Origin of the sequence: Cellvibrio sp. BR (assembly GCF_000263355.1) — a bacterium.
Taxonomy (GTDB): Bacteria; Pseudomonadota; Gammaproteobacteria; order Pseudomonadales; family Cellvibrionaceae; genus Cellvibrio.
In genome coordinates this window covers 65,917-84,217 of the sequence record NZ_JH668208.1, presented here as the reverse complement: position 1 = coordinate 84,217, position 18,301 = coordinate 65,917, and the positions used below count along the sequence as shown (strand labels likewise).

The window sequence follows — 18,301 nt, the reverse complement described above, 5'->3', positions numbered from 1 at the left end:
ATTTATGAGTGTTCATTTGTTTGAAGAATCAAATGGTGTTGAGCTACAAACAGAATCTGCTGTTCCAATCGTAGCACCGGGCGAAGTACTGCTCGGTGTGCTTTCTGCGATCGATAGTAGTGGCAGTCCCATGGTTGGGTTCCCACAGTTTCCAGAATCTGAAACAGTTGCTGCTCTCGCTACTATCCCGGTATTGCCACAGCATATTGGCCGTCAGGTTGCCTTGCTGTTTACCCAAGGTACGAATCCGCGCCCAATCGTTATTGGTTTTCTTTACTCTCCGTTACAACAAGTGCTGGATAATCTTTTTGAGTCGCCGGAGGCAATAACTGCAATTGATAAACAAGCAGATCAGACGGTTTTTGATACCACGATTGCAAAGACTCGCGAAATGATTGATACCAATCTTCAAACCGATACAGTACATGTTGATGGTAAGCGAGTTGTGCTGGAGGGGCAGGAAGAAGTGGTTTTAAAGTGTGGCGAGGCGAGCATTACACTTACGCGTAATGGCAAGGTAGTTATTCGCGGAAAATATTTGCTCAGCCGTTCTAGTGGTATTAATCGGATCTTGGGGGGATCAGTACAAGTGAATTGACAGGGATGGCCGCCGCCTGCGGTCTTTGTAAATAGTTTGTCTCCAGCGAATTTCCACTATGTTGCAACTTAAAAATAATACTCCTTTTGTTACTGCATTTACTATTTTCCCCAATGAAAATGCGATAGACACGCTTTACATCATGGTCAAAGCAACCTTCCTGATTGGTGAGCAATGGACACTGGCCAGTTCACAAATGCCTCTACACCAAGCGGATGAATATTGGGGTGAGCCAGCAAAATCCAGCTTACGTTTTAGTTCGGATTATCACATCGGTAAACCAGCGACCGATATTCTTATGATCGGTTCAGCGTGTTCACCTGATCAAAGGCCCGTGCGACAAATGGATGTTGGACTCCAAGTGGGTTCCGTGAATAAAGTAGTGCGTGTTTTTGGTGATAGATTCTGGAGCCGCGATCAGATTTCACAACCTGAACCCTTTGTGACAATGCCTTTGGTATACGAGCGTGCTTTTGGAGGGCGGGATTTAATTAATGGAGAGACGCTCCGCGATGTGGAAACTAAAAATCCTGTTGGTTGTGGTTTTGCTGGACAAAAACATCAAACTGAGTTGAGCGGTTTTCCTTTACCGAATCTTGAATGTCCGGATAATTTAATTCGATACAATCGCGATAGACCTGCACCCGCGTGTTTTGCTCCTATAGCCCCCAATTGGCAGCCACGTGTCGGTTTTGCGGGTACTTACGATGAACTCTGGCAACAAAATCGTGCGCCTTATTTGCCAGATGATTACCGCCCACGCTTTATGAATGTGGCACCACAGGACCTGATTTACCCTGGATATTTACAGGGCGGTGAAGCAGTAAGAATTATTGGTATGCACCCAGCAGGCGATTTAGTATTTAATCTTCCTTACGTGAATTTATCCAATAAAGTTTTAGTTGCTGGACAAGAAATAACGTCACCTTTCCATATAGAAACTTTGTTGCTAGATCCTAATCATCGTCAATTAGTAATGGTGTGGCGTGCTGCATTGCCCTGCGATAAAAAAATAACCAAAGTTCAACAGATATCAGTCAGCTTATCCCGTTAAATGGATCAAGGAGAAATAAATGGCGCAAACAACCTTTTGTAACACGCGTGGTATTGCTCATAAGGGGAGTGGTGGTATGAGTACTGTATTTCCCGATGTCTGTAAAACGCCAGTAGGTTCAGCCGTCGTGCCTATTCCTTATCCCAATATTGGCAAATCCTCTGATACCAGCAAAGGGCCGAAAACGGTGGTGACTGATGGCAAAATGCCTATGGTAAAAGGTGCGGTTTATTCCACCAGTACGGGCGATGAAGCGGGGACACTTAAAGGTGTTATCAGTGGCCAAAATAAAGCGGAGTGTGAATTTATGATGTACTCGTTTGATGTGAAATTTGAGGGAAAAAATGTATGCCGTTTAGGTGACCCCTTGTTTCACAACAAAAAAAATATCATGGGTTGATGTTATTCATGACTACAGAGGCCGCTTTTTCACGCAACCTGGTTGGCCTTTACGGTCATATTCATGAACGTTATGCAGATGACGCTACCTTTTTGTGGTTACTTCGAGACCTCGCTGTTAGTCAACCGCACTACAATGTTACAGATCTTGCTGAACTCGATGGCCGCATTGATGCTCAGCTCGACGGTTTAATGACTGCACCGGAAGAATCCTGGGCCATATGCGCCGATGCTCTTGAATTGCTCCAGCCCGACGCCGTTTTCACCGCTGCTGTGTTAGCGTTTCGCAGTTTGGATATACGCCATATCCAACAAGTCGTGGAAGCGGGTATGAGCAGCGATCACACCGTGCGCGGTTTGGTTGCCGCTATGGCGTGGTTACCCGGCAGATTGGTGCATTCCTGGATTAAGAAATTCCTCACCAGCAAAGATCTCAATCACAAATACCTTGCTCTGGCGGTGTGCAGTGCAAGGCGCGAAGATCCGCGCGAATTCTTGACAGCAATTTTGCAACGCGATGATTGCCTTGCGCATCCCCGACTCTACGCGCGAGCACTTCGTCTGATTGGTGAATTGAAACGCTTTGACCTTTTGCATGCATTGCGCGCCGGAATGGTATCAGGTGATAAAGATGCCGTGTTCTGGGCTACTTGGTCAGCCATTTTGTTAGGTGATAAATCGCTAGCCACCAACCTGCAAATTTACGCACTTAACCCCAATCCCCATCAAACCCGTGCCATGGCCTTATGCTTTCGGGTACTGCCATTAGAAACCGCACGTAGCTGGATCACTCTGCTCGCTAAAACCCCAACAAATAGCCGTCTGGTGATCACGGCAACAGCGTATCTTGGCGACCCGCAGGCCATTAATTGGTTGATTGCGCAAATGCGTATACCCACCTTGACGCGATTGGCAGGCGAAGCCTTCACCACCATTACCGGCATCGATCTGCAGGAGCACAAGTTGATGTTGGAAGAACTTCCGGATCTGGATGCACAGCTGCCGGATGATGGGGCGCAAAACGAAGAAATAGGTTTGAGTGACGATGAATATTTGCCGTTTCCAGACGTCAATAAAATCGCCGCAATATGGCAGAAGTACCAACAACGTTACGCACCCGCGCAGCGCTATTTTATAGGGCAAATCGTCAGCCCCGGTATCAGCGCGAGTGAACATCTACGCAATGTCTTTGCTAACGGGCAACAACGCCAAAGACAAATGGCTGCACTCGAACTTGCGCTATTGGAACCCGCCCACTTTTTATTGAACCACGCCGCGAAAGGATTCAACGAATAATGTCAGCCCCACGTTTGTATATTGCTGGTATGGGCATGATCACACCGCTCGGCCCCAATGTTGCGACCACCGTTGCAGCGGTTGATGCGGGGGTTAGTGCTTATACCTTGTCTGATTACCATACGGATGATGGTGAGCCGATCACGATGGCTAGAGTGCCGGATGAAGTATTTGAGCACACCAAATATGAATTTGAGGAAGGGAATGACGTATTTAATCATCGTCATGGGCGAATGATCCGCATGGCTATAGTGGCATTGCGTGAAAGTGTAGCTGCCGTGGATACTCTTGATGCCACGCCTTTGATCCTGGCTGTACCTGCTGATCAAATACAAGACAAGGGATATATCCCTTTTATTCCTGCGCTTGCACATAACTTGAAACCATGGATTGAATTACCCTTAACGCGAAGAATATCGACTGGGCGCGCCGCTAGCATTGAAGCTATTCATTTCGCCTTTCAATACCTAATGGATCAACCTCAGGACTATATTCTTATCCTAGGTGTTGACTCTTACGATGACGATACGGTCATCAATCAATACAAAAACAGACTATTATCACTCAGTGCGGCAGATTCTTTTGCACCCGGCGAAGGTGCTTGTGCGCTGCTATTAACGCGACACATCGAACTTGCTGAACAAAAAAATGGATGCGTGATTGCATTAAATCCGCCCTCTATGTCTGAAGAAGACGGACATCTATTTAGCGATAAACCGTACAGAGGTGATGGATTGGATCGTGCTTTTAAAGGCGCACTAACATCACATCCCACCAATAGTATTCAATCCATATATTCCAGTATGAATGGAGAAAATCATTGGGCGAAAGAATATGGCGTGGCGTATTTGCGTAATAAAGAAAAATTTATTGAGAAAATCAAAATCGAACATCCAGCTGATTGTTACGGTGATCTGGGCGTTGCTACCAGTGCAGCTTTAATCATAGCCGCTGCAAAAAATTTACAAAGAACAAATACAACAAAATCGCTAGTCTATAGCTCATCAGATCACGGATTACGAGGAGCTTTAGTGATTGAGAAAGTTCTGTTTCGTGATGCCAATAAGTTAGGGGAAAAGAATGACTCAATTGGGTGAGAAAACGGCGAGCGGTAAAGAAAGCATTCCTGCTGAATTAACAGTTAATGTTGTTGATTCATGTTCAGATAAGGGAATAGAAAATGCAGAGATTAGAGTTTGTCGTAAATTACAGATGTCGGATAAAAATGGAAAAGCTTTATTTAGTGAAGTAAATCCAGGAGGAACAGCTGTTTATGTAAAGGTTCATACAAAAGACGCGGATTATTCGACGTTTATATCACATTATCCCAGGTTTTTGCGTAGTCAAAAAGCAGTGTCATTGAATGACGACGTTATATCCTTAAAGGCTGGGCAAAAAGAAACGTTAACAATTAAATTGGATGTTCATAAAGTAATAAAAGAAGTGGTTTTTCATAGACGACATATCGACTTTGGTGGTGAAGATAAATATGGGCACTGGTGGTCAGTGTTTGATATGAATATGAGTTTCGGGTGGTGGCCAAAATATCCAGTCGGAAGTTATGAAAATCGACGGAGCAGTCCTCCAAAGCCACCACCAACGTTGGGATCAAATGCGGGCTGGAAAGAAAAAATTCAACATAAGTTTGATACTTTAACTTACGAAGCTGCGAAAAAATTATTTGAAATAAAAGAAAGTGGCCCAAGTCAAACTTTTCGTGGCGTCGAGGGTGAGCTAAATGGAGTAACTTATTTTCAAGGCATAGCCAAAAATGGTATTTATAAAGATCCTCATGACCTTGGTGGAGATACAGGAAATGAACAGTATTCACCTGTTATACTTGAATGTATCCAGCTCGACAAGATTAAGAACAGAGCACTTGATTTTTCTTTGTCTTATTCCGGTGATTGGTCGTGGCGGTTAGAGGCAGGAAATCATTGCCATACTTTTCAAAAAAAATTAATGGCTCATCTTGTATTTAAGAAATATAAGGTACTCAAATGAAAATAGTGGAATTGCTATTTATTATCGGGTTTTTTTTATTTAGAAATAGTGGTGAGAATATGATTAATACAGTGTCTGCAAAAAATAATAATAATGAAAAATGTGAAGTCAGTTTTTTTAAGAGATGGACTGGATATTCTCATCCAGTGAGAGTAATAGATCCCATTAATTTTTCGGATGCACTCATGCGCGGTAATTATCAGCGCGCCTGGATATGTGAAAAAAATTCAAAAGAATTATTTGTCCTCCTTGAAAGAGTTGAAGCACAAGGATTGAATAATATAAACATTAAAAATGACACCGATCTGTCATTTTTCCTTGCAGATGTGGCTGTTGATGGAGCCTATAAATTAGGAAGAGAAATTACTATTGCTGAAACATTTTATTTAGCTTCCTTTTATGTGGAAGCTACGGAGGCTAGTGGACATGTAGGGAAGTTTTTGATTAAGCAAAAACTAGGAGGAAAATTTGAATATATGTACGATTCAATGGGAAAGCTCGCCAAGTTGCGGGTGACAAATGACGAGGGCACAATAACAGAACTTGATTATTAAGAATCGATTATGATTCATCGGCTTCCTGAAACTCGATCCTCATTTAGCCATACCATAATAACTTTATGCAGAATGAAATAAGGTTGACAACTGTGAGGAGTTAAGAATGGCGGATCATAAATTCCACCAATTTTGATTTAAAAGACATGCACCAACAACAATCTGTGAGGCCGTTAGATTAAGAATAATATCAACGGTTTTGATCACTTCATAATATAACTGTTTTCCACACTAATAATCCCCTGCTAAAACGTATCCGGCACGACCACTTACACATGTCATCCAAAGACTCATTAGGATTACATCCCCGCTTTAACGACAAAGGGCAACGCTGGAGGCAAGCGTATGATGCTTAAATTCATTGTGTATAAACTGGCTTTTATATTTATTCTTTCTTTAGTTGGGTGCGGAAATATGTTCACCAAAAATAAAACCAAGTTTCACTGGCTGGCGACAGAAAGCGCCCCAAAAAATTACCCTATGCGAATTATTAATGGCACCTTTTATTATCATAATGAAAAAGGTGGTTTATACGTTCCTACTGCAGCCGCTATCAACCCACATTGGGGAACAGGCAGATCAACCCATGTCGTGGGTGAAGACTTCAAACCCCTGCCAGATCGTTTGGACATCCGTTTTTTTTCTTTTACTGAAAATAAACTTTACCAAGGCAGTTTCGATCTTCCTTATGAAAAAATATTAGCTTTATTTAGAGAAGGCGTAGCTAGAGATAAAGACCGCCCAACGTTTAATACCATCATGGCCGGTGTTGCGCCTGGTGGTATTGTTTCGGTTTGGCTGACAGGGCGTGAAACACGCGAAGTATTTTTCGGCCAAGCGGAACCTTATGAAGATGATTTATTTGATATAACACAACGGAAAATCAATGACCGGGATGATTATGTTCGGCGCAACATAATTGAAATGATTGGTATAGAAAAACTGACGGATATTGAAAAAAATGGTGTTCCCTTGGGGTTGTGGGAAAAATACCGTACCCCCTATAAGTGGTCGCCCATATTTAAAACAGAAAAAAAAATGTCTACCTATCTCTCACTATCTTTTTTTAATGGAGAGAACTATCGTTTTGATTATCCCTTGAATAAAAATGTTATGGCAAAGGGGCGCCCTTTGCCCCTCCTTATTTCATTCGGTTGCTACATAGAGGGAACTGAGAAGCAGTATTTTTTTACAGTGCGTTTTGATGAAAAAGAACTTTATGCGGCGTTTGATAAATTGGGCGGCACTGAAGAGTTAGTTAATATTGAAATAGAACCCTTACTACCCAAGAACCTCACCAAAGTAAGGCTGTATAACAGCAAAGGTTCGATAGAGTTAAAGCATTACAAATCCGAGATGTGAGATTGATGTAAAAATGGCGGATCATAAGTTCCGCCATTTTTATTTACAAAACATACCCGCGTAATATTGCGTCATCCCTAATAATCCACTAGTAAAACCTATCCGGCATGACCACTTACACATGTCATCCGAAGACTCATTAGGATTACATCCCCGCTTTAACGACAAAGGGAAACGCTGGAGGCAAGCGTATGATGGCTAAATTCATTGTATATAAACTGGCTTTTATATTTATTCTTTCTTTAGTCGGGTGCGGAAATATGTTCACCAAAAACAAAACCAAGTTTCACTGGCTGGCGACAGAAAGCGCCCCAAAAAATTATCCTATGCGAATTATTAATGGCACCTTTTATTATCATAATGAAAAGGGCGGGCTGTATGTGCCAACTGCGGCAAGCATTGGTCATTTTTGGGGCACAGGCGAATCAACCCACGTTGTCGGTGAAGATTTTAAACCTTTGCCCGATCGTTTGGATATTCGTTTTTTTTCCTTTACGGAAAATAAACTTTACCAAGGTAGTTTCGATCTTCCTTATGAAAAAATACTCGCTTTGTTTAAGGAGGGCGTTGCTAGAGATAAAGAGTCTCCCATTTTTAATCGCATGATGGTGGGAGTAGCACCAGGGGGTGCTGTGGCGGTGTGGGTAAGGGGGCGCGGCGAAACAAGGGAAGTGTTTTTCGGGCAAGCTGAACCTTATGAGGATGATTTATTTGATATTACACAACGGAAAATCAATGACAGGGACGATTATGTTCGCCGCAACATCATTGAAATGATTGGTGTAGAAAAGCTGACCGATATTGAAAAAAATGGTGTTCCCTTTGGGTTATGGGAAAAATACCGTACGCCCTATAAATGGGCAACGATATTGCGCACTGAAAAGAAATTATCAAACGATACAAAGTATAGTTTTTTTAACGGTGAGAGTTATCGCTTGGATTATCCTTTTAGCAAAGACGTGTTGAATGCTTCCCGCCCTCTTCCATTGTTGATCGGTTTTGGTTGTTACATCGAAGACACATCGAAACAATACTTCTTTGTAGTGCGTTTTGATGAAAAAGAACTTTATGAAGCATTTGATAAATTGGGTGGTACTGAAGAGTTAGTCAATATTGAAATAGAACCCTTCCTACCAAAGAACCTGACAAAAGTCCGGTTGTATAACAGTAAAGGATCGATAGAGCTACAGCATTACAAATCCGAGATGTGAGATTGATGTAAAAATGGCGGACTATAAGTTCCGCCATTTTTATTTACGAGGCATGCACCCGCAATATTACTTCAGGCCTAACAATCCACTTGCTAAAACGCATCCGTCACGATCATTTGCATATGTCATGCAAAATGGCCATTGGCTACAATCCGCGCTTTAAAAAAGGAAAGCGCTTGAGGTATTACTATGAAGTTTAAAACACTTTTAAGCAGTGGTTTAACAGGTTTATTTATTTTTTTAACAGGTTGCGGTAGCGCTATGAGTAAAAATCCTACAACATTTGATTGGCTTGCCACCGAAAGTGCCCCAAGTCATTACCCTATGAAAATTATTCAAGGTGATTTGTTTTATCATGGTCAAGGCGGAAGTCGATATATTCCTAGTGGTGGAACACTTCGTGCTGGATGGGGAAGTTCCATTTCTACTCATATAGGGGGAGATGAGTTATATCCGTTGCCTGATAGGTTAAGTATTGTGTTTTTTTCACTTACGGAAAACCAATTTTACCAAGGTGAGTTTGATTTACCTTACGAGAAGATATTAGCGTTATTTCGTGAAGGTATAATCGCAGATAAGAAATCTCCCTATTATAGAAAAGTAATGGTTGGTGTAGCGCCGGGGGGTGTTGTATCAGTTTGGTTAACGGGTAATAGAACCAAAGAAGTTTTTTTTGGGCAAGCAGAAAAAATAGACCTTAGTTATGGACGAGCCACTGGATTGCCATTTGATGGAAAGCATGACGAAGATTCCTTTATTAAAGGGATATTAGAGGATGTCCTCAAACCCGAAGAGCTCGAATCCTTAAAAAAAGATGGAGTACCTTTTGGTCTCTGGGCGCGTTATCGCACGCTATATACTTGGAATTTAAAATCTGGCGGCGCAGTTCCTTTTAAGCATGAAATCATTGGAATGAAGTATTTAAACGGTGAGTCAGGGCGGACGGATTATCCTTTTACCGAAGAATTGGTGAAAACCCCGAGGCCTCTGCCGCGCTGGATTTCAGTAACACCTAAATTTACCAATAGAAATACAAACTACAGATTACATTTTAATGAATTTGAATTGATGAATGCATTTGAAAAATTAGGTGCTAATGGAGAAGAGGTAACAATTGAATGTGATGCAAGAATGCCGCGTGAAGATGCTCGCCTACGCGTCTATAATGACAAAGAATCCATCGAGTTGAAAGAAACCAGAGTTTCAGACCGCTGACTTTTTGCAAGAACTATTTTCTAAACCTAGAGCGAATGCCAAAAACGGTGAGCTATTTAGCTCGCCGTTTTTATTTCCGTTAACAAATACTGTCCAAGAAAAATAAAAGATGTTTATGTAATGAAGAGTTTCACTTAAGGACACACGGAAATCTTGTGTTAGTAGCTATATCTGTCGGCAGAAATTCTAACCCGGAAGACTGGTTAAAAGATAAAGGAATTAAAAAATCCGTCACGATCATTTGCATATGTCATGTAAAATGGCCATTGGCTACAATCCGCGCTTTAAGAAAGGAAAGCGTTTGAGGTATTACTATGAAGGTTAAGACGCTTTTAACCAGTGGTTTAACAAGCTTATATCTATTTTTAACAAGTTGTGGTGGTGCTATGAGTAAAAATGCAACGGAATTTGATTGGCATGCAACAGAAGCAGCGCCAAGGCATTATCCGATGGAAATTATCCAAGGAACTTTTTTTTACAAAGATCAAGACTACGGTCTGTATATTCCTAGTGGTGGTACCTTGCATGCTGGTTGGGGAGTAATGAATTCACATCATGTTACTGGTCCAGATAAAAAGCCCTTACCAGATAGAGTCGATGTCGTCTTTTACTCATATACTGAAAAGCAATTCTATCGCGGCAAATTCGATTTGCCCTACGAAAAAATATTATCGCTTTTCCGGCAAGCATATATAGATGAGCCAAAAAAGCCTTATTACGACGCAATCATGATTGGTATAGCGCCCGGTGGTGCTGTATCTGTTTGGTTGGAAGGCTACAGAGTTACCGAAGTTTTTTTCGGACAAGCAGAAAAAATAGACGTAGATCCTAGTAATGGATTTAATTTACCGTTTGACTCCAAAGCTGAAAGCGATGCCTATATCCAAAAACAGTTAGTCAATGTTTTGGATTCCGAAGAACTAGAATCACTGAAAAAAAATGGTGTCCCATTCGGGACTTGGGCGAGGTATCGTAATGTATATAAATGGATTCCTGTGTACGCTCAAGGAAAAGTGACAACAGACGAACGCATGCCTGTAAATTATTTAAACGGCGAAAGCTATTGGGAACCTACAAGCTTCGACGAAGAAAAACAGAATACACCGAAACCACTTCCACGGGAGCTAGAATTCTCAGTTGATATGGGTGATGAATCCATTCTGTATATCATTAAATTTGAAGAATTTGAATTGATGGAAGCATTTGAAAAACTCGGTGCAAACGGAGAAAAAGTTTATATAGAATTTGATGCACAAACGCCACGAGAAAATATGAAAATACGGCTTTACAATGATAAAGAGCCGAAAGAAGTGATTGAGCTGAAAAAATTCTATGTAAAACCATAATTCTCCAAAAGAATAATACAACGGCGAGCCAAATGGCTCGCCGTTTTTTATTGAGATGAAGAATTTTACCCACGACATCCGTCACGACCATCTGCATATGTCATGCCAAATGGCCATTGGCTACAAGCCGCGCTTTAAGAAAGGAAAGCGCTTGAGGTATTACTATGAAGGTTAACCCTCGAAACCAAGTGGGCACAAATCGGCATGCATCTGTTTGAGTGAACGGTGTTGTTTGCGGGGCGTTCTTGCAGCATAACTCAACCATTGCGCCAACTTATCGGCAAAAGCATCGAGCTTGCTGGTGGTCTGTCGTTTGGGATAAGCCGGTTCGCTGATCTCATCGCGCAGATAGCGGCGAACGGTGTTGCGGGAAAATCCGGTACGTCGTGCAATCTCCCGTAGCGAGAGTTTGTCACGGAAATACCAACGTCTGATCTTGCTCAAAATGGCCACGTTAATCACTCCTATCTCCCGCTCAAAAAGAAAGCAGGATAGTCGGTTTACGTGGGTCAGTTTTCGGTACAAATATGGGGGTTTAGGGGGCAGTTTTAAGTGCAAGTCATAATCTGGTTCACTCCATATTATGATTTGAGTTGAACAACTTTTATGCCAAATACTTTACGTAAATGCTCTCTATCCTCAGAACTTAATTTCATTTTTTGTATGTCCTCTTTTTGAATGTTTTTGTTCTTCTCTTTTGCTTCTAAAAACTTGGAAAAAATGCTAACAACAGTACCCATAAAAACCCCTCAAAATAAGCACACTTTATGTGTGAAAAATGCTGTTTTAAGGAACCCATTTCCTTAAAAATTCTTCATAAGTAATTCAGCTCAAAACCGCTTCTTTTTTAAAGCACGGGAAACCCTGCTGTTTAAAAATAGCACCATTTACCATTATTTTTTCTCACACCCCACGCAGTATACTGACTCATGGTAAGTCATTGAAAAATAAGGAGTTAACTGGTTAACCTCAATGTTTGTTTTGGTATACTTTGGTTAACTACCTTTTTTGAAAGCCGCGCTATTACTAGGTTTCAGCGGTTAACCAAGGTATTTTTTGTATCTCACTATTTTGTGATCAGTTAACCACCTAGTTTTTTATCCTTCCTGATGTTTACCGCTTTTCCCTACTTTTACTTACAGATTGTTTTGTGAAAAGAGATAATGAAATAGGCATGCGCCTTCGGCGCAACATACTCGCTCCGCCCGTTCGCGTTGCTCTCTTAACGCTACGACAGGGCTTCCAGCCCTGACCCTGGATTAGTGGGGATGCTCCCCACACCCAAAGTTAATCAGGTGAAGGGGTAGCGTTTTTATCGTTGAATATGCGTAGAAAGGATGATGGAAATGAGCTTTTTAAATACCGATTTAAGCAATAAAAAGGCTAGTCAGCCGGATGAGAAATCAGTTTCTCTAATGACAGAAAATGAGATTCTGGATGTGCTTACCGCATTTACTGCCCATGCTGATGAGGTGGCGCTAGATCAGCATTTTATGGATTGCGAGCTGGATTCGACCCGCACATGAGAGATCACTTTTAATGGTGATTTGTACTCCGCTTCGTCGATTTCTTGCTGGAGTTTCATCTCTGGTTTTATGTTCCTCTGGAGCAACCGCATCCTTACCGTATTTAAGAAAACTCGCACCTGTCCGTTGCTGTGGTTGAGGAGAATTATCGAATCTCTGCAATATTAGGCCATAACCTCGCTGCGCCTCTCACACCAGAAGAATCGCCCCAGTGGGGTGGCACCACTTTACCACTCCAATGATCTGCAAATATGTATTGTTCGATAACTTTGGGCAACTCACGGTATAGCATTGGAATATTGGATAAGCCGCCACCAATAACCACTACATCGGGGTCTACCACGTTGCAGATGGATGCTATAGCGCGGCCAACACGATTAATCAAAGCGGATATTTCGTAAATCGCGGCGGTATCACCATTTTGTGCAAAGGCTGCAATTGCAGCCCCTGTTTCAGTTCTGCCAGTGCGCGCTTTAAAACAGCGCGTGAGTGCGGTGCCGGAGATCCATTGTTCAAGGCAACCTTCCTGACCGCAATAACATGACGGAGCGTTGCTTTCATCCAGGTTTTGCCAGGGGAGGGGGTTGTGCCCCCATTCACCAGCTATGCCTTGGCTGCCTTCCAATAAACGTGAGTTGATGACTACTCCACCACCACAACCGGTCCCCAAAATTAAACCGCATACAATATTTTTTCCTGCACCCGCACCATCAAATGCTTCTGACAATGCAAAACAATTGGCATCGTTTGCAAATTTTATTGATCGACCGAGTGCATACTCCAGGTCTTGAGTGAAATCACTATTATTCAAATACAGTTTATTTGAATTGCGGATACGACCAGTGCGAGGGCAGATTGATCCTGGTGTGCCAACACCAACACTAGCGGTAACTTTTAATTGTTTTTCAACGTCTTTCACCAGATCGCGCACAGTTGCTATTGCTTGATCATAATTGTCGGGCGTGGCAGCTCTCACTCGTGCGCAGAAATTTCCTGCGTTATCTAGGGCTGCTACTTCAATTTTTGTTCCACCAAAATCTACACCGATACGCATTACCAGTATGACCTCCAGGCTTTTTGAAACCGTACCAGTGCTTCGAGGTAAAAGTAGTCACCCCAAATACAACTTTCATCCACACCTACATTGTGAGGTTTGTGGTAAACGGCGTGTTTTAATAAGCCGGTTCCCGAATCTGTTTCATCGCAGCTGTAGCCTCGAATGAGGTTGCCCATAATTGCTTTTGCTGCATTTTCATAAATATGTCTGTCTGGATTTGTCAGTGGTAGATGGCGGACTAATTCAAGTAATCCACATACAGCGGTAGCGGCGGCAGATGAGTCACGCGGTTCATTGCCCTCGGTAAAAATTAAATCCCAATAGCACACTAAATCATCAGGCAGACGATTCAAAAAATAATTGGCGAGGCGACAAGCCTGTGTAAGCAGCTGTGGATTTTGATAATAACTGTAGACCAATGGAAAACCGCTAATTCCCCATGCCTGACCGCGCGCCCAGCAGGAGCTATCAGAAAAACCTTGGTGGGTGCTGCCCCTGCGAGCTGCACCGGTTTTTACATCGAGAAAAAAAGTATGAAACGTGGATGCATCGTCGCGAATTAAATATTGCATCGCTTTTTGAATATGACTGTCTGCAGCTAGGCGATATTTTGGCTCAGCAGTTTCTTCGCTGGCCCAATAAAGTAGCGGTAGATTCAGATTGCAGTCGATAATCATGCGCCCGGCTTCTTCCGGATCATTAAGATTGCCCCAGGCTTGCACTATGCCTGCGGCAGGTAAGTAGCGCTCCAGTAAACAATCTGCAGCCATTAATGCAGCCGTGCGCGCTTCGGTATTGCCCGTGAGCCGATAAGCCGATACACAGGAGAGTGAATACAAAAATCCAAGGTCGTGATGATCGACATTAATCCGGTTTTTAATCCGCGCTGAAAATGATGCCACTTGTTTTTGCGCGGCCAGTAAATAGCGTTGATTATTGGTTAACTCGTAAGCTAGCCACAGCTGCCCGGTCCAAAAGCCATTAGTCCACTCAACATTACCAATCTTTGGGTAAATGCCTTGCAGCGATGATGGTGCAGGGAATTCATCACCAAAATACGCAAGGCCTTGCTCCAGTTTTGCTAGTGCCTTCCGTGTGGCCTCGGCTAATAGCGATGGTGTTAACCCATCTTTTATACTGAATCGTTCGGGGATGTGTATTGTCTCTCTTGCGTTTGCAAGAACAGGCCCGTTTGCTTCGTTGTTTGTGGGGGGCATGGCTGCTCCAAAATTATCGGGGCTTTTTCTGAGAGCTGGATTTTTATCGGGCGCTAACAGAAATTAAACTGTATTAATGGTATCGATACCAGTGGTGGAGTGCAAGAGCGGCAGAGAAAGATAAATTAATAAATCGTCCCAGTTAATTTGGTTGCGGGTGATGCGCAGGGATTTGATCGTTGGTATTTGTGCTGGAAAATTAAATACATGCTGCTGTAGTCAGCATAACTACAGCGGCGGTAGGTTGTTTTTACTAGTTATAGAAGATGGCGGGGGATTAGGTTGCGGTAACGCCGCCTACCGGCCCGGTTGAATCGCGTTTCATCAATTTGTAAGGCGCTACAAAATGACGTACCACGCCGTCATGTTCGGAAATACGCGGGGCGGTTTTGAGCATATCGTCGAGCATGGTGACTGCGGATTTAGCCATTTCCGCCAATGGTTGATGGATGGTGGTCAGCTGCGGCCAGACTGCAGTGGCCATGGCAGTATCATCAAATCCGGCCACACTGACATCCTGTGGCACTTTCAAGCCAAGCCCGTGAGCAACGGCAAGCAGCCCGGTAGCCATTTCATCGTTGCAGGCGAAGATGGCAGTGGGGCGTTGTTTTTTGGGCACATCCAGGAGCGCCTTGCCAACATCCAACGCGCAGCGATAGGTGAAATCGCCATCCGGCATCCAATGGGCGGGTACTTCCAGATTCGCTTCTGCCATGGCAGCCAGAAAACCTTCGGCGCGGCTGTTAGCAGGCGAGTGTTTAGGGTCTCCCTTAACAAACGCGATTTTGGTATGACCCAAACTTTGCAAATAGTGAGTCATGGCGCGGGCGCCAGCAAAGTCGTCGATAAGTACAGCGGGTGAATGCAGGCGCGGGCTGCCGGAAGCAAAACTAAGTGGCAGTATGTCGTGCCTGCGCGCCAGTTGCTGAGCCTCCAGTGAGTCGCAAATTGGTGGAGGAAGAATGACTCCCTGGGCGCCTAGCTCGATCAGTTTTTTAAGTGCATCGATAGGTTGTGGGTGCGCCAATAGGGGTTCGATCAGCAATTGACAACCCAGTGCACTGCTGGCGGCAAATGCGCCCATTAGAAAATCACCCAGGTTGGATGATTTGGGGTTGCTGAAAATAATCCCAATACGCCGCTGGCCGCTGCGCGCTGCGCGAGCCGCTAAATTGGGCACGTAGTTGAGTTCTTTAATAGCGTCTTCCACACGTTTACGCATTTTGGCGCTTACCGCCGTGGAGCCATTGACCACCCGCGATACTGTCATCGAGCCGACACCGGCAAGTTTGGCGACATCATGTACTGTCGCAGGTTGCTTCATTGCCGGTGTTTCAATAACTGATTTTTCTTTCACAGGGGGAGCTTTTTTCTCTGCCGTTTTTTTTGTTTTTTCTGTCATATAACCCAATGCCTGCTGTGATAGCCCAGGAAATACCCGGCGCTGCAAAACGCAATTATTTATCTGATTTGCCATTATAACTAGCTATTGGCGGATGCCCGAGCATATTCCTATCGCGGGTTCTTGGCAAAGCGCAGCTTTGTGGATTCGCAATCAATCCCAAGCGGGTGGTTTGAAATGCTGTTTCTTTTTGGTATCGTTACCAAAATACATTATCAATCCACCTGTAGGGCTAAATCATGTACAACAAGACTTACTACGCCACACATCCGGCAATGATGGACTCGCTGGATAGTGATCAATTGCGCGATCATTTTTTAATTGCTTCGCTGTTTCAGGAGGACCGGATTACCCTGAATTACACCCACTATGAGCGCATGATAGTTGGTGGCGTGTATCCCATTACAGATGCTATTGCACTGCCCACACAGGATGAGCCGCACGCCGCCTTGGGCCAGCCTTTTCTGCAGCGGCGCGAACTGGGAGTGGTAAATGTAGGGCAGGGGGCGGGTACAGTCACAGTTGATGGGCGGTTGTTTGAGCTGGATGCAAAAGACTGTTTGTACATCCCTATGTCCTGTGAATCAGTAGTATTTGCATCAACCGATGCGACCATTCCTGCCAAGTTTTATCTGGTATCTACTCCTGCACACACCCGTTTTGAGTTGGTGAAGGTATCCATCAAAGAGGCTGTACCGATTAAGTTAGGTTCACTGGAAACATCAAACCAGCGCACCATTTATCAATACATCGTTCCCCAAAAAGTGAAGTCCTGCCAGTTGTTACTGGGGCTTACTATTCTCGACCCGGGTAGCGTCTGGAACACTATGCCGCCGCATCTGCATGATCGTCGCTCGGAAGTGTATTTCTATTTTGATTTAACGGAGGCCGGACGGGTATTTCACTTTATGGGTGAGCGCGACAAGATCCGTCACATCATTCTACAAAATGAAGAAGCGGTAGTTTCCCCGCCTTGGTCAATTCATATGGGATCAGGCACTCGCTCCTATGCATTTATCTGGTCGATGGGCGGCGAAAATCTGGATTACACGGATATGAAACCACTGGATTTGTGTCAACTGCGCTAGGGGAAATCAGCATGTTGGATTGTTTTAGTCTGACCGGGAAAGTAGCGCTGGTGACTGGCACTAATACCGGCTTGGGGCAGGGGATCGCCATTGCCTTGGCACAAGCTGGCGCCGCTATATGCCTGGTGGGGCGCACTGAGCCAAGCGAGACTCTCGATGCAATTAATCGTATTGGGGGAAAAAGCCATGTGATCCTGCGTGATCTTGCGTGCAGTGATGGTGTGGAAAGTGTGGTGACCGAAACACACAAGGCGCTCGGCGCTCTGGATATTTTGGTCAACAATGCCGGCATCATTCAGCGCAACGATGCGCTGGACTTTACTGCTGCGGAGTGGGACAGCGTGTTGGATATAAATCTGCGCAGTGTGTTTTTTCTCTCGCAAGCGGCGGCACGTTATTTTGTGACCAATAACCGCAGCGGAAAAATTATCAACATAGCCTCCATGTTGTCCTTTCAAGGTGGGGTTCGAGTGCCATCCTACACCGCCTCCAAAAGCGCAGTATTAGGTTTAACCAAGGCACTGGCAAATGAGTGGGCTGACAAGCGCATCAATGTGAATGCTATAGCACCGGGGTATTTCACCACCAACAATACTGCTGCGCTGCAAGCTGATCCCCAGCGTTCGGCAGAGATTCTGATGCGTATACCAGCCAAGCGTTGGGGGCAGCCCTCCGATTTGGGCGGGGCTGCAGTTTTTTTGGCCTCCAGTGCTGCTGACTATGTGCACGGGGTTACGCTCCCGGTCGATGGTGGCTGGCTCGCCCGTTAACTTCCTTTGTTTCGCGTGCAGGGCATTTTGGATTGCCTGCCCATCACGCTGTTTATGCGGTCAAGTAGCAATAAATGCTACTTTTGGTATCGTTATCTGCATAAGGGTAACTTCTCTGGTTTATCCGCCTGGCTACCAAGGCTATTTTCTGTTGAATAGCCAATAAAGTGCTTGCAGGATTAAATTGGTATCGATACCATTT

At 44.0% G+C, this 18,301-nt stretch carries 18 protein-coding genes and 1 pseudogene; 14 read left to right on the top strand and 5 right to left on the bottom strand.

Translation table 11 applies throughout. The annotated features are described in order from the left end of the window. Positions 1-4 precede the first annotated feature (4 nt). The 11 genes from O59_RS20065 (at position 5) to O59_RS20015 (ending at position 11,039) form a co-directional block, all read left to right on the top strand. Positions 5-598 (top strand): DUF6484 domain-containing protein, encoded by a 594-nt coding sequence (locus O59_RS20065; RefSeq protein ID WP_007646068.1) that lies wholly within the window; start codon positions 5-7, stop codon positions 596-598. Between the two features lie 58 nt (positions 599-656). Beyond that, complete coding sequence (locus O59_RS20060) at positions 657-1,652, top strand: DUF2169 domain-containing protein (protein ID WP_007646064.1); 996 nt, start codon at positions 657-659, stop codon at positions 1,650-1,652. 76 nt (positions 1,653-1,728) lie between these two features. Next, complete coding sequence (locus tag O59_RS20055) at positions 1,729-2,052, top strand: DUF4150 domain-containing protein (protein ID WP_232283122.1); 324 nt, start codon at positions 1,729-1,731, stop codon at positions 2,050-2,052. 8 nt (positions 2,053-2,060) lie between these two features. Continuing rightward, complete coding sequence (locus O59_RS20050) at positions 2,061-3,347, top strand: TIGR02270 family protein (RefSeq protein WP_050977145.1); 1,287 nt, start codon at positions 2,061-2,063, stop codon at positions 3,345-3,347. Continuing rightward, positions 3,347-4,444, top strand: a complete 1,098-nt coding sequence (locus O59_RS20045; RefSeq protein WP_040393756.1) for a hypothetical protein — start codon at positions 3,347-3,349, stop codon at positions 4,442-4,444. The genes O59_RS20050 and O59_RS20045 overlap by 1 nt, the downstream gene beginning before the upstream one ends. After that, positions 4,428-5,351: a hypothetical protein gene (locus tag O59_RS20040; protein ID WP_007646053.1), complete on the top strand. Its 924-nt coding sequence runs from the start codon at positions 4,428-4,430 to the stop codon at positions 5,349-5,351. The genes O59_RS20045 and O59_RS20040 overlap by 17 nt, the downstream gene beginning before the upstream one ends. Beyond that, a complete protein-coding gene (locus O59_RS20035) occupies positions 5,348-5,905 on the top strand; it encodes a hypothetical protein (protein ID WP_007646051.1) in 558 nt (185 codons plus the stop codon). Before O59_RS20040 ends, O59_RS20035 begins: the two co-directional genes overlap by 4 nt. Positions 5,906-6,250: 345 nt before the next feature. Then, entirely contained in the window at positions 6,251-7,267 is a 1,017-nt protein-coding gene (locus tag O59_RS20030) for a DUF2931 family protein (protein WP_040393742.1), read from the top strand. Between the two features lie 191 nt (positions 7,268-7,458). Then, positions 7,459-8,478: a DUF2931 family protein gene (locus O59_RS20025; RefSeq protein WP_040393740.1), complete on the top strand. Its 1,020-nt coding sequence runs from the start codon at positions 7,459-7,461 to the stop codon at positions 8,476-8,478. 189 nt (positions 8,479-8,667) lie between these two features. Next, positions 8,668-9,693 carry a DUF2931 family protein gene (locus O59_RS20020; protein ID WP_007646045.1) on the top strand — a complete coding sequence of 342 codons (1,026 nt, stop codon included), beginning with the start codon at positions 8,668-8,670 and terminating at the stop codon, positions 9,691-9,693. Between the two features lie 314 nt (positions 9,694-10,007). After that, entirely contained in the window at positions 10,008-11,039 is a 1,032-nt protein-coding gene (locus O59_RS20015; protein ID WP_007646043.1) for a DUF2931 family protein, read from the top strand. 174 nt (positions 11,040-11,213) lie between these two features. On the opposite strand, the pseudogene O59_RS20010 reads toward O59_RS20015, so the two are convergent. Continuing rightward, positions 11,214-11,501 (bottom strand): annotated as a pseudogene (locus O59_RS20010) (IS21 family transposase); the annotation flags it as partial. A gap of 119 nt (positions 11,502-11,620) precedes the next feature. Beyond that, complete coding sequence (locus O59_RS21750; protein ID WP_007646039.1) at positions 11,621-11,779, bottom strand: hypothetical protein; 159 nt, start codon at positions 11,777-11,779, stop codon at positions 11,621-11,623. A 606-nt stretch (positions 11,780-12,385) separates the two neighbouring features. Between O59_RS21750 and O59_RS20005 the strand changes: the two genes are divergently transcribed. Continuing rightward, positions 12,386-12,565 carry a hypothetical protein gene (locus O59_RS20005; RefSeq protein ID WP_040393735.1) on the top strand — a complete coding sequence of 60 codons (180 nt, stop codon included), beginning with the start codon at positions 12,386-12,388 and terminating at the stop codon, positions 12,563-12,565. Between the two features lie 145 nt (positions 12,566-12,710). On the opposite strand, the gene O59_RS20000 is transcribed toward O59_RS20005, so the two are convergent. The 3 genes from O59_RS20000 to O59_RS19990 form a co-directional block, all read right to left on the bottom strand. Next, the gene (locus O59_RS20000; protein ID WP_007646034.1) at positions 12,711-13,619 is read right to left on the bottom strand and encodes an ROK family protein; all 909 of its coding nucleotides are present in this window, start codon (positions 13,617-13,619) and stop codon (positions 12,711-12,713) included. Next, the gene (locus O59_RS19995) at positions 13,619-14,839 is read right to left on the bottom strand and encodes a glycoside hydrolase family 88 protein (RefSeq protein WP_007646032.1); all 1,221 of its coding nucleotides are present in this window, start codon (positions 14,837-14,839) and stop codon (positions 13,619-13,621) included. Before O59_RS19995 ends, O59_RS20000 begins: the two co-directional genes overlap by 1 nt. A 277-nt stretch (positions 14,840-15,116) precedes the next feature. Continuing rightward, complete coding sequence (locus O59_RS19990) at positions 15,117-16,241, bottom strand: LacI family DNA-binding transcriptional regulator (RefSeq protein WP_198284844.1); 1,125 nt, start codon at positions 16,239-16,241, stop codon at positions 15,117-15,119. A 239-nt stretch (positions 16,242-16,480) separates the two neighbouring features. Between O59_RS19990 and kduI the strand changes: the two genes are divergently transcribed. Then, a complete protein-coding gene (gene kduI / locus O59_RS19985; protein WP_007646029.1) occupies positions 16,481-17,329 on the top strand; it encodes a 5-dehydro-4-deoxy-D-glucuronate isomerase in 849 nt (282 codons plus the stop codon). 11 nt (positions 17,330-17,340) lie between these two features. Continuing rightward, on the top strand, positions 17,341-18,099 hold the full coding sequence (kduD, locus tag O59_RS19980; protein WP_007646028.1) for a 2-dehydro-3-deoxy-D-gluconate 5-dehydrogenase KduD: 759 nt from the start codon (positions 17,341-17,343) through the stop codon (positions 18,097-18,099). Positions 18,100-18,301 lie beyond the last annotated feature (202 nt).

Coding starts and splice junctions, on each gene's coding strand:
- O59_RS20065 (WP_007646068.1), top strand. CDS start 5: ATGAGTGTTCATTTGTTTGAAGAATCAAATGGTGTTGAGCTACAAACA.
- O59_RS20060 (WP_007646064.1), top strand. CDS start 657: ATGTTGCAACTTAAAAATAATACTCCTTTTGTTACTGCATTTACTATT.
- O59_RS20055 (WP_232283122.1), top strand. CDS start 1,729: ATGAGTACTGTATTTCCCGATGTCTGTAAAACGCCAGTAGGTTCAGCC.
- O59_RS20050 (WP_050977145.1), top strand. CDS start 2,061: ATGACTACAGAGGCCGCTTTTTCACGCAACCTGGTTGGCCTTTACGGT.
- O59_RS20045 (WP_040393756.1), top strand. CDS start 3,347: ATGTCAGCCCCACGTTTGTATATTGCTGGTATGGGCATGATCACACCG.
- O59_RS20040 (WP_007646053.1), top strand. CDS start 4,428: ATGACTCAATTGGGTGAGAAAACGGCGAGCGGTAAAGAAAGCATTCCT.
- O59_RS20035 (WP_007646051.1), top strand. CDS start 5,348: ATGAAAATAGTGGAATTGCTATTTATTATCGGGTTTTTTTTATTTAGA.
- O59_RS20030 (WP_040393742.1), top strand. CDS start 6,251: ATGATGCTTAAATTCATTGTGTATAAACTGGCTTTTATATTTATTCTT.
- O59_RS20025 (WP_040393740.1), top strand. CDS start 7,459: ATGATGGCTAAATTCATTGTATATAAACTGGCTTTTATATTTATTCTT.
- O59_RS20020 (WP_007646045.1), top strand. CDS start 8,668: ATGAAGTTTAAAACACTTTTAAGCAGTGGTTTAACAGGTTTATTTATT.
- O59_RS20015 (WP_007646043.1), top strand. CDS start 10,008: ATGAAGGTTAAGACGCTTTTAACCAGTGGTTTAACAAGCTTATATCTA.
- O59_RS21750 (WP_007646039.1), bottom strand. CDS start 11,779: ATGGGTACTGTTGTTAGCATTTTTTCCAAGTTTTTAGAAGCAAAAGAG.
- O59_RS20005 (WP_040393735.1), top strand. CDS start 12,386: ATGAGCTTTTTAAATACCGATTTAAGCAATAAAAAGGCTAGTCAGCCG.
- O59_RS20000 (WP_007646034.1), bottom strand. CDS start 13,619: ATGCGTATCGGTGTAGATTTTGGTGGAACAAAAATTGAAGTAGCAGCC.
- O59_RS19995 (WP_007646032.1), bottom strand. CDS start 14,839: ATGCCCCCCACAAACAACGAAGCAAACGGGCCTGTTCTTGCAAACGCA.
- O59_RS19990 (WP_198284844.1), bottom strand. CDS start 16,241: ATGACAGAAAAAACAAAAAAAACGGCAGAGAAAAAAGCTCCCCCTGTG.
- kduI (WP_007646029.1), top strand. CDS start 16,481: ATGTACAACAAGACTTACTACGCCACACATCCGGCAATGATGGACTCG.
- kduD (WP_007646028.1), top strand. CDS start 17,341: ATGTTGGATTGTTTTAGTCTGACCGGGAAAGTAGCGCTGGTGACTGGC.